Here is an 11587-nt window from a genome sequence, read left to right on the forward strand (position 1 = left end):
GTTCTTCTCTTAAAACTATTTCCTTTTCAGTTTTCTCTGGTAAAGTACCAATTTGCTTTTCAGAAATATATCTCTTTACATCTTCCTCTGTAATGCGGCCTGGTTACCCAAACTGTACAAAAGCGTACAGTTTAGGCAGCTGGGGTATTTGTAGTCCGCCCTTCAGACTTTCCCGGCCCCAGCAGGCGGTTTTTGGGAAAGCCATAGCCCCTGCCCCAAGAAGCAGGAACTTGCGCCTTTACGGGTCTCCCCACTTGCCCTGAATTAATAATTCCTTCAGGACAGAGAAGTCTCTTGGTACTTTCTCAGGGGAGAGTGGAGTTACCACCGCTACCTTGAGAACTCGCCAGAAATCATAGGTACTAAAACTTGTTCCATCCAGAGGTCTTAGCACCCTTCCTGACTCACTCTCAAGGCTTTGTATAAGTTTTATTGCTTTGTTTATTTCTTTTAAGTGCTTCCTCTTTAAATTTTTATTTTTGACTGTATATTTTACATGTTCTTTTAACTCTTCTAATTCCTTTTCAGTTAATGTGTTGAGGAAGTTTACATAGTTATCCGGTATCTTTTCTTGTAGTCCTAGCCCTCTTCTTGCTATTACATAGGCTGCTGATATGTCTTTTGTTATCATATACTGTGGTGCATATTTCAACATGCCTATTATTGAGGTATAAGAAGGGTCTACCTCTATTACTTCTATCCCTTCTCTTTTTGCTAGTGTTTTTATTTTTGAAAGAAGTGATTTATAGCTAAAGTTATGTCTTATCCTTCTTGACTTTCTCCCTGAAAAGTCTCCTCTTTTGCCTTTTTCTTTTATGTCCAATTTTTCAATTACTATTGCTTTTCCTTTCTCTTTTGCTATTTTTACTATCTCATGAGCATAATGCCATCTGAAGTATTCTTTTTTGTTTTTATTTCCACTTGATAGCTCCGGCATAGATATCTTACCATAACTTATTAGATTTCCTTTTTCATCTGTTTCTGCCCATGATATGTTGTCTGGATATGCATTTACATCTATTCCTATGACCCCTTTCTCTTTTGTTATTTTTGTTTCTGGATATTTTTCTTCAATAGCAAAATAGGCGTATATATTGCCATTTTTGAGTTTTAATTCTGCAGAGTAAGGTATGTTTGACTCGGCGATTTCCTGTAGGAGTTCTTCTCTGCTCTTATTCTTTTTATAGCCTGCTTCTATTTTGGCATATACATATTTTCTTTCTCCCACATTTATCCTTAAGAAAGTGCCATTTTCTTTTACTTCTATTCTTGTGTTGAGATTTCCTTTTTTGCTTTTATCCCCTCTTGAATAAAGGTTTCCTTTTCTCTTCTCCTGCCACTTAATTTTTAATTTTTTATATGCTTTCCCGTTTATATGGCGTTTTTGGAGTTTCTCAAACAGTTTCTTCCCACCAAAGATCACCCTTTTTGGGCTTCTTCCTAATTCCTTGGCGGATTCTAATGTGCTTCTTGCTTTCATTATTGCGTCATCTACATATCTTGAGTTTAAATCAAACATTCCCTGAAGGTCTCTTTTTAATGTGTTTCTATCATAACCTTCTAAAAGTCTTTTGTATGCAAATCTCATGCATGAAGACCATCTTCTCATTAAGTCTAATACTGTTTGTTTGTCTTCTTGACTTAAAAACACAAGTTTAGCCTGTATTAATATCATGTTTTCTACCACCTCTTTGTTCGTAAATCCTTGTTGCAAATGAGGTGACTATTGATATTAAGTCTTCTGCCAGCTCTTTATTCGCGTATTCTTCATTTTCTTTATCATTTAAAATTATTAGTTCTACTCCAAAGCTTTCCATGAAAAATTTAATATATTCAAATCCAAATCTCGCCAATCTATCAGGATATTCTATTACAACCTTTTCAACCTCTCCTCTTTTTATCTTGTTCAAAAGCTTTAATAAACCTCTCCTGTTTTCATTTACTCTACTTGCTATTTCGGATATAATTTCATACTGCCAACCCTGAGAATTAGGATACTCTTTAAGTCTTTTAATCTGATTTTTTAAGATATTCTTCTTGCTTTTTTGTAGATACTCTCGCATATAAAACTACTTTAGGTTTTGGTTTTTCTTCCAGCATACCTAGTAACTTCTCTATATCTTCTTTTTTATATCTTCTTCCCTTCGGTATTCTAACAGAGGTTATTAATCCTTCTTTTTCCTAGTTTATTAAAGTAATCCTGCTTATATCATACAGCTCTTTAACTTTTTTATAGTTAATAACATTCATCATCACCTAATTAAAGTTGTATCATTTTTTTATTATTATTAATTCCAACTGTTTTATCCTCCATTATAGGATGGGCAACAGAGATCAACTCTTCATTTTCTTTTAATCTTACTTTCATACTTTTTTCATCTAATATCTCTCCCACCCCTCCAAAAGGGTCCACTCCATATTCTCTGCATAACTTCCAAGACTCTTTTATTTCTTCCCTAATCCCTTCCTCCAATATACCTTCTGTAATGTATCTCCACCACGCCTTTTCCATAAAGGAAATAAAATCCTTCATTCAAATCCCCCTTTTTACAAAAAAAGCAGCCTTCATTAAAAGCCCATTTTGAAAGCTGCTTTTTCTTTACCACAAATAACTCATCCTCTTGCTAAACTCAAACCCACATCAGCATGATAAGAACTTCTAACCAACGGCCCAGAAGCTACATGCTTAAATCCTAATTTGTAGCCTATCTCTTCATATCTTTTAAACTGTTCAGGGGTTACATATTCAGCTACTTCTATGTGCTTATGAGAAGGTCTTAGATACTGTCCTATGGTCATCATATCGCAATCAATATCTCTTAAATCCTTCATAACTTCTATTACTTCCTCTTCTGTTTCGCCCAGTCCCACCATAATCCCTGATTTAGTAAGTATTAGAGGGTCCAGCTCTTTGACCTTTTTAAGGAGGTTTAAAGACCTAATGTAATCCGCTTTTGGCCTCACTCTTGAGTAAAGCCTCGGAACCGTCTCTACATTGTGATTTATTACATCAGGTTTTGCTTCCACAACAGTCCTGATTGCCTCTTCATTTCCCATAAAATCAGGCACAAGCACTTCAACAGTGACTCCTGGCAGCTTTTTTAGCTCATATATTGTCTTCGCAAAATGTGAAGCCCCACCGTCTGGCAAATCATCCCTTGTAACAGACGTAACTACCACATGCCTTAACCCCAACCTTCTAGCTGCTTCCGCCACTCTTCTCGGCTCTTCTTCATCAAGGGGCTGAGGATGCCCTTTTTCCACTGCACAAAATCTGCAGTTTCTAGTACATATGTTGCCCATTATCATAAAAGTTGCTGTTCTCCTTGCAAAGCACTCCCCCATGTTTGGGCAGTTTGCACTTTGACATACGGTATTTAAGGCCATATTTTTCAAAAAAGCTTCCATCCTGTTTAAATCCTCACTTAAAATTCTCACTTTAAGCCATTCAGGCTTTCGCACTGTCAACCACCGCCAATCTAGTTAAATCAATCTCTTCAAATTTTATTTCGAACACCTCTTCAAACTTGTCCACAAGTCTGTCCATCACTTCTTCTATTTCAACTTCTATTCCAAGCTTTTTCATGGAAGTGACACCAAACTCTGTAATTCCACAAGCGTTAATAAGGCCAAAGTAAGACAGGTCAGTGTTAACATTGAGCGCTATACCGTGCCAAGTTATCCACCTTTTAACCGCAATGCCTATTGCGCATATCTTTTCATCTCCAACCCACACACCCGTGTACTTTTCCTTGCGTCCGGCGATAATCCCATATTCCCTCAGAAGCCTTATTACAGCTTCTTCTAAATTATGAACAAAAAGGTGAACATCTTTCTGCCATTTTGCCAGGTTAAAAATGGGATAGGCTACCACCTGTCCAGGCCCGTGAAAAGTTATTTTTCCTCCCCTTTCTACTTTGTAAAGCTCTGCCTTTTCTTTTATGTAATCAATGGGGACCAGTATGTCTTCATCATATCCACCTGAAACACCTATGGTGTATACTGGCTTATGCTGAAGTAATATCAAAATACCGTCTGTTTCTTCCTTTTTAACTTTTTCAAAAGCCTTAAGCTGTATCTCTTTCCCTTCAAGATAAGGAACCACACCTAATTTTAATACTTCTCCTCTCCTCAAAACAATTCCCCCTATTTTAACCTTTGTTTATTGGCATCCCTAAAGCATCCTCTGCAGCCTCTTTTATACTCTCAGAAAGTGTAGGATGAGCATGTATGCTATCTGCCAATTCCTCCAGCGTAAACTCCTCTTTTATGGCCAATACCCCTTCATGTATTATCTCTGTAGCACCAGCCCCTATTATCTCCATACCGACTACTCTTCCATATTTTCCTTCTGCGATTATTTTCACAAACCCATCGCTTTCTCCCATAGTCATAGCCCTTCCCAAAGCCGTATACGGGAAAGTGCCTATTTTCACTTCTCCATACTTTTCTCTTGCCTGTGATTCATTAAGACCAACCCAAGCAACCTCTGGATTTGTATAAAGGCAGTTAGGTACCGCCGTCAGATCCGCTTCTTTTTCTTCCCCTGCTATGTTGTGAGCAGCTACAATTCCCTGATAAGAAGCCACATGTGCCAGTTGTATGCCTCCTGTAACATCTCCAATAGCGTATATATTTTCTATGCTTGTCCTCATATGGGAATCCACTTTTATTCCTCTTCCGTTCATCTCGAGGTTTAAAGCATCGACCCCGTTTACATTAGGCACTCTTCCTACCGCAACCAAAACAGCATCACATTCGACACTCTCTTGATTACCGTTTTCTGTATAAATTACTCTCAGACCTCTTTCTATTTTTTCTACTTTACTATTTAGATGAAGCTCTATCTTTTGCTTTTTCAATGCTTTTTCCATCACTCCAACTACATCTCTATCAAGCATTGGTAAAAGCTGAGGAAGCATCTCTATCATAATTACTTTGCTCCCCAAAGAAGCATAAATATTTGCAAATTCAAGTCCAATAATTCCTGCTCCAATTATCACTATTTTTTCAGGAATTTTTTCTAATTCCAAAGCTTTATCGCTTGTCATGACGCCTTCTAAGTCAATTCCCTCTATAGGGGGCAGAAATACCTTTGAACCAGTAGCAATTATAAAATTCTCTGCAGTGTACTTTGCTCCATTTACTTCAACAGTATTTTTATCAATAAACGTTCCCTTTCCATTTATGACATCAATGTGGTGTAAGTTCATCAAATAACCTACCCCACCTACTAATCTCTTTACTACCCGCTCTTTTTTCTGGCGAAGCTTGGCAATATCTAAAGTGTACTCTGCAGTTATTCCAAAGTCTTTTGCTTCTTTTATGCGGGTTACAAGTTCTGCAGCGTGAGCATAAACCTTTGTAGGAATACACCCTCTATTAAGGCATGTACCTCCCAGAGAATCTTCTTCTATCAAAGCTACTTTTTTACCCAATTCACTTAATCTAATGGCTGCAGTATAACCTCCAGGTCCTCCTCCTACGACTATCACATCGTAATTCATGATTATACTCCTCCCTCTATTATCTTTTATTTTCTCTTAATATCTTAGTTTTTCTTTAATTTTCTCATCACAACAAGAGCATCTCATGGCTTATATTACCATTTCTTACTTATCTAACCATTAAATGGGTAAGCTTAATAAACCTCATATCCTATTTCCATATTATGGCGGGATAGCTCCACTTATCTCATGGGGTTTACCCTCCCATGTCTCACTGGATCTTAGTCCTTAATTCCTTCGTTCTACCTGCCATGAGGTGGATGTCATTTCTGCTCCATTGCAGGGTCTTTGCCCGTATGGTGATTATTTTTATGACAATTCCCGCTCTTGTTGTCAATATCCCATCTCTTGATTGGTTGTTTTTGTCTTATTCCTTACTTTACCTTTTATGTCACATCGTTCACACTTTCGCTTTTCATAAAAATCAATTTCTTCTTAAGGGTCAGCTCTTTAGATGTGACTAAGTTAAAGCTGAAGAGAAGATGATTAACCCTTAATTGATTTGATAGTATGTTGGCACTTTTTATGCAGCTTCCTGTAAGCCTGGCCTCTTTATGTCCTTCATCATCTTGATTGGGTCATATTTTACTCCTTTCTTTAATATGACATAAAATATCCTTATCAGTTTGTTGCACAATACTATTAGTGATTGCTTCTTTTTTAGCGGGTTTTGCGCTCTGGTGGTGTAATATTTGTGTAGTTCACGAAATTCTTCGTTTTTTGCGACCAAGGCCATTACTGCATTAAATAGCACACTCCTCAATCGCTTCCTCCCTCTTTTACTTATTGTCGTTTCTCCTTTATGCTTACCAGAGCTATTTTCTATTAGGTTTAATCCCCCTAGTTTTTGTATCTGTTTTGGATGTTCATATTTTTCAATATCTCCTACTTCTGCAATAAAACCTGCTACTGTGTTTACTCCTATCCCTTTGATTTCTAGTAGTTCTTTAACCCCTGGTATCTCAACTATTAATTCTTCCATCTTCTTCTCTATTTCTTCAATTTGTTTTTTTAAAAATTCGTATTGTTCAATGAGAGTCTTTATCTCGTATTCCGCCATCTTTATGCCCTGCTTCTTCCCTATGCTCTCCTTAGCAGTTTCTATCAGCTTTATAGCCCTTTTTTCTCCTACCCCTCTTTGTACTTCTTTCTTCCATATCGATATTATTTCTTCAGCACTCTTTTTTGCTATCTTCTCAGGCGTTGGAAATTCTCTTAATGTGATAAGTGCTGCTTTCCCTTCCCAGTCTGAAAATACGGTGTTAAACTCTGGAAAGTATATGTCCAACCATCTTGTTATTTGATTTTTTGTCATCCCTATTTGTTTGTTCAACCTCTCTTTTATGTCCATCGCTACCCTTAATTCCGCATATACTCCTTCAGGTATTATCGGCTCTACATATCTCCCGTCTTTTACTAGCATTGCTATTGTTTTTGGGTCTTTCTTATCGCTTTTTGTGGGAGAATTGTCATCTAATTCTTTGCTCATCTTTACATGAAATGGATTAACCAATACTACCTTTATGTTATTGTCTTTAAGGTATTGGGCAAAACACAGCCAATATTGCCCTGTCGGTTCTATCCCTACTATTAGTTTGTTTTTCTTATGTCTCTCCATCAAGTCTTTTGCCCAGTTAAGAAATTTTGTCATACCTTCTCTATTGTTTTCAAATCTCAGGTATTTCCCATATTCTACTCCTCTGTAGTCAAATGCTCTGGCATAATGGCTTTCTTTTGCTATGTCTACTCCCGCAATTAATGTGTCTCCCGTTACTTGCAAAATCTTTTCATTTTGTTTATACTTCATTTTAGGTACCTCCTGTTTATTTTGATAATTCGAGGTAAGTTCTTAAACTTACACTCTGTATTTTATCAGGAGGTACTTATTTTTTCAAAGTCCATTCTCCCTTATTTTTTATTCATTACAGGAATGCTCCTTTTTTCTTATTGCATCAAAGCTACTTTATATTATATATTATTTCTACATTTTTGCTAAAAATCCTTTTTAAAAGTCATGTTAATAGTTTAACAATTCTATATCGCAACTTATTTGCATATATTTTAGCGAAAGGGGGCTTGAAAATGGCAAATATACTCATCGAAAAAGGAGATTTTTTTAAATACCTTTATTTAGAAGACAAAAAGATAGCTCTTAAAAAAATAAGTGAAGGTAAAGAGGCGGAGGAAGTCATAGTTTCTGACTGTGAAAGCGATTTTGATGCCTGTTTTGATGATGAAGGAAAACTAAATTTGATATACCAAAATTCAGAAGGAGAATTAGTTTTATTAATTCTTTCAGAAAGGGGATGGCATAAAAAAGTTCTTTACTCTTACCCTGATAAAAATACGCATCTTGATAATTTTACCCTATTAATAAAAAACAAGGTGGTACACCTTTTTTACACCTTAAGCAGTATAAGCAAACCTCGAGAAATGCTTTTAATTCATCAAAAATGGGATAAAAACTGGAGTGGCAAAAACATCGCTTTAATTAAAGGCCCTTTACTCTTCCCTTTCTATGAAGTATTTTTAGAAGATGAAAGAAATGTTCATCTTCTTTATACAACAGTTGAGAAAAATAAAACACAACTTTACTACCTTTTCTACACGCAAGATTCCTGGTCACCAAAATTTTTAATTTCCGAATCAGAAAAAATCTTCTCACCTGCTATTTCGGTAGACTCTCAGAAAAACATACACACCCTTTGGATAGAAGAGGACATAATTCAAGAGATAAAGTATAAGAAAAAAACTCCAGGCAGCTGGCCAAAAGGAAACTGGACCGCTGCCACTACCTTAGCCTACTCCACCGAAATTAAAAATTTGCACCTTTCTGTTATAGATAACAACCTGTGGGGAAGCTACATACAAAAAGACAGCCTTTTTGCAACCATATCCTCCGACAGTGGAAATAGCTGGTCCAAACCCTTTAAACTTCCTTTCTCACTCCAAGAAGTAGAATTTTTTAAACTGAGAGCTCCCTTAGGGAATTTACAATCTAATTACATTTTCCTAAGCAAAAAAGGAGAAATAATACCACTGGAATACAAACCTAGGAAGGAACCAGAAGAAAAAAGCACTTATTTCACCTTTTACATAAAAGAAGTCCAAGAGTACTTAAATCTCTTAATCAAAAAGTTACAGACTTTGAAAGAGGAAAAGTCTTTTTTGGAAGAAGAATTAAACAGAAAAAATGCCGAAATTGCAATGAAAAACAAAAACATCTTTGAACTTCAGGAGCTTTTAAAGCAAGCAAATGAGGAAAAAGCAAAGATATCTCTTAAAGCAGACAATTACAATACAATGGTAAACAGATTGATGAGAGAAAATGAAAACCTAAAAAGGCAGATAAAGGACTTACAGAATCAAGTACTAATTTTAAACTCCAAGCTAGAAAGCATTAAAAATGCCACTACATTTCAAAAAATAAAAAGCCTCTTCATAAAAGAAGAGGACTAAACCACTTTTACTATTTTATACCCCGCCGGTATTTTTTCCACTTCGTATATTCCCTTGTATGGAACATTAATTCTCTGTAATAAATTTTGCACCACTTTTAAAGACTCAAGCCCAAATTTGAGAGAATGACTGCACCCTTCTGAAATGCTTCTTGGCGTAGGAACAAATTCTACAGCAATATTGTGCCTTTTTAATACTCTCTCTGCCATAAGCCCATGCTGATAGGAATAAAACACGATCAACCCGTATTTCACACATACCACCTCAGAACCAGTATATTCTACACCTCCCTCAGTTGATACAATGTTCCTTCATGTCCATCATAGTGTAAAATTATCGTAGGATTTTTAAAGTGAAAAAACAAGAGACAACCCCTGTGATAAAATAGATTGTGGAAAACAAAAAACACGAAAGGGGTGTCTCTTGTGAAAAAACATATTTTTGAGGATATTATACTACAAAATGCTCTAAATTTCACTAGGGAAATGATGAATGTTTTTGAGGATTTATTAAAGAATGGAATGAATATTACAGAGCTTGTAGCAAGGATAAAAGAACTTACGGACAAACTAGGTAGAGAGGCAATAGAAGCAATTATTGAGGAGTTAGATAGGATAATAAAAGAAGACAAGAGAAGGAAAGAAAAATGGGTAGTAGAGAGGAAAGATAAAAAGAGATTAACGACAGTCCTTGGGGATATTGAATATGAGAGGACATATTACAAATCAAGGGAGGATGGTAGATATACATATTTAGTGGATGATGCATTAGAGATAGGACGGCACGAGAGGATAGAAAAGGGAGTAAAAATAAAGTTAGTAGAAAATGCGATAGAAGAATCATACGAGAAAAGTAGCGAGAAAGCATGTCCAGAGAAAATAAGTAAACAGACGGTATTAAACGCAATAAGGGAAATAGGAGAAGTAGAGGTGAAGAGAGAAATAAAAGAGAAGAAGGAAGTAAGGGTTTTATACATAGAAGCAGATGAAGACCATGTACCTTTACAAGATGGCAGCAGTGAAACACCGCGATTGATATACATACATGAAGGTAGGGAAGAGAAAAACGGAAGGAACGTACTGAAGAATGTGTATTACAAGGCATACGTAGGAGAGAAAGCAGAAGACATATGGATAGATGTAGCGAATTACATAGAAGAAAATTACAAGGAAGAGAAGATAGAGAAGATATACATAGCAGGAGATGGAGCACCATGGATAAAAGAGGGATTAGAATGGATAGTAAAATCAAGGTTTGTGTTAGACAGATATCATTTAAACAAATACGTATTAAAAGCAACATCAAAAGAGCCAAAGTATAGGGATAAGATATGGAGAGCAATAAATGAAGGGGATAAAGAAGGAGTGAAGAAAATATTTGGTGAGTTAATAAAGATAGCAAAAGAAGAGAAAGAAAAAGAAAAGATAAAGGAAGCGAAGAGATACATACTAAACAATTGGGAAGGGATAAAGATATACAGTGAAGACGAAGATGTAATAGGGTGCAGTGCAGAAGGGCATATAAGCCATGTATTTTCTGCAAGACTTAGCAGGAATCCATTAGGGTGGAGCAGAGAAGGATTAAAGTTAATGGCGAAATTAAGGGTATTTAGCAAGAATGGAGGAGACTTAAGAGAAGTAGAGTGGGGCAAGAAAAAGAATATAAATGCAGGAAGTTACAAATTAACAGAGAAGCAAATAAAAGAGGCAGTAAGGAGAGTTAAAACGTCTACAAATGAAAAAATAAACAATATTACGGTTTTGAATATAGGGAAAGTAACGCCAATATATAGGGTTTTAAGAGCATTAAAATATGCACAAGTTATATAAAGAACATGATAAAACGAAGCCCTGAATTAATTAAGTTTCAGGGGTTGTCTTAAAAAAATCCTACAGTATCTTGACACTATCCATGTCCATAAATTACTTGAAGGAATTTACAGCTTTCTGTAGAATATATTGATTTGAGGTGGTGTACATGAAAACAAAATCAACAATAGCACTAGTTTTAGCAGCAATTTCACTTTTTTCTTTTAATTCTGCTGACGCTTCAATCTTTTACTCTTATGGCTATTTTTCAAAAAACAATTTAATAAGACCTTCTGCTCTTATAACAGTAAGACAGCCTGTCTCCTTAAACAAAAAAATAGCTTCATACACACCTTCCTCCAGTATCATAAATAGTAATACAGCGAATCCAAGTAACACTTCACAAATTCAAACAAGTGCAGTACTTTCACAGGAGGAAAAAACTTTAGTAGAACTGGTGAATAAAGAAAGAAAAAAAAACAACCTCTTGCCATTACAGGTAGATGAAAATCTGTGCAAAGTTGCTAGACTAAAAGCTGAAGACATGCGGGACAACGACTACTTTTCTCACATTTCTCCAAATTACGGCTCTCCTTTTGACATGCTCAAAAAATTTGGAATAAATTATTATATGGCAGGTGAAAACATAGCAGTAAATTCTAACGTGATAAAAGCTCACTATTCTTTGATGAATTCAGAAGGGCACAGGGCGAATATATTAAATCCTTATTACAATAAAATTGGAGTCGGAATAGTAAAAAATAAACAAGGAAATGGAATAATAGTAGTGGAACTTTTTATAAAAGATTAATC

10 protein-coding genes and 1 pseudogene are annotated in these 11587 nt (G+C 35.8%); 3 read left to right on the plus strand and 8 right to left on the minus strand.

Translation table 11 applies throughout. The features are described 5' to 3' along the window. Positions 1–238: 238 nt before the first annotated feature. The 7 genes and pseudogenes from TTE_RS07980 to TTE_RS08010 form a co-directional block, all read right to left on the minus strand. On the minus strand, positions 239–1675 hold the full coding sequence (locus TTE_RS07980) for an IS200/IS605 family accessory protein TnpB-related protein (protein WP_011025885.1): 1437 nt from the start codon (positions 1673–1675) through the stop codon (positions 239–241). Further along, positions 1656–2250: pseudogene (locus TTE_RS07985) on the minus strand (IS607 family transposase). Before TTE_RS07985 ends, TTE_RS07980 begins: the two are co-directional and overlap by 20 nt. 10 nt (positions 2251–2260) lie before the next feature. After that, the gene (locus TTE_RS07990) at positions 2261–2533 is read right to left on the minus strand and encodes a hypothetical protein (protein WP_011025887.1); all 273 of its coding nucleotides are present in this window, start codon (positions 2531–2533) and stop codon (positions 2261–2263) included. A gap of 80 nt (positions 2534–2613) precedes the next feature. Continuing rightward, a complete protein-coding gene (lipA, locus tag TTE_RS07995; RefSeq protein ID WP_003868834.1) occupies positions 2614–3462 on the minus strand; it encodes a lipoyl synthase in 849 nt (282 codons plus the stop codon). Further along, the gene (gene lipB, locus TTE_RS08000) at positions 3449–4135 is read right to left on the minus strand and encodes a lipoyl(octanoyl) transferase LipB (RefSeq protein ID WP_003868833.1); all 687 of its coding nucleotides are present in this window, start codon (positions 4133–4135) and stop codon (positions 3449–3451) included. The genes lipA and lipB overlap by 14 nt, the downstream gene beginning before the upstream one ends. A 16-nt stretch (positions 4136–4151) precedes the next feature. After that, a complete protein-coding gene (lpdA, locus tag TTE_RS08005) occupies positions 4152–5507 on the minus strand; it encodes a dihydrolipoyl dehydrogenase (RefSeq protein ID WP_011025889.1) in 1356 nt (451 codons plus the stop codon). A gap of 523 nt (positions 5508–6030) precedes the next feature. After that, positions 6031–7314 (minus strand): IS110 family transposase, encoded by a 1284-nt coding sequence (locus tag TTE_RS08010; RefSeq protein ID WP_009609557.1) that lies wholly within the window; start codon positions 7312–7314, stop codon positions 6031–6033. Positions 7315–7589: 275 nt separating this feature from the next. Between TTE_RS08010 and TTE_RS08015 the strand changes: the two genes are divergently transcribed. After that, positions 7590–8966, plus strand: a complete 1377-nt coding sequence (locus TTE_RS08015; RefSeq protein ID WP_009610615.1) for a hypothetical protein — start codon at positions 7590–7592, stop codon at positions 8964–8966. Here TTE_RS08015 and TTE_RS08020 read toward each other — a convergent pair. Next, the gene (locus tag TTE_RS08020; RefSeq protein ID WP_011025890.1) at positions 8963–9220 is read right to left on the minus strand and encodes a DUF3343 domain-containing protein; all 258 of its coding nucleotides are present in this window, start codon (positions 9218–9220) and stop codon (positions 8963–8965) included. The two genes, TTE_RS08015 and TTE_RS08020, sit on opposite strands and share 4 nt — an antisense overlap. A gap of 171 nt (positions 9221–9391) precedes the next feature. Here TTE_RS08020 and TTE_RS08025 point away from each other — a divergent pair, with 171 nt between their 5' ends. Together TTE_RS08025 and TTE_RS08030 are read left to right on the plus strand one after the other, a co-directional pair. Beyond that, positions 9392–10795, plus strand: coding sequence for an ISLre2-like element ISTte3 family transposase (locus TTE_RS08025; RefSeq protein WP_011024560.1), 1404 nt, complete (start codon positions 9392–9394; stop codon positions 10793–10795). Between the two features lie 148 nt (positions 10796–10943). After that, a complete protein-coding gene (locus tag TTE_RS08030) occupies positions 10944–11585 on the plus strand; it encodes a CAP domain-containing protein (protein ID WP_011025891.1) in 642 nt (213 codons plus the stop codon). Positions 11586–11587: the final 2 nt, after the last annotated feature.

Origin of the sequence: Caldanaerobacter subterraneus subsp. tengcongensis MB4 (assembly GCF_000007085.1) — a bacterium.
GTDB lineage: Bacteria > Bacillota > Thermoanaerobacteria > Thermoanaerobacterales > Thermoanaerobacteraceae > Thermoanaerobacter > Thermoanaerobacter subterraneus.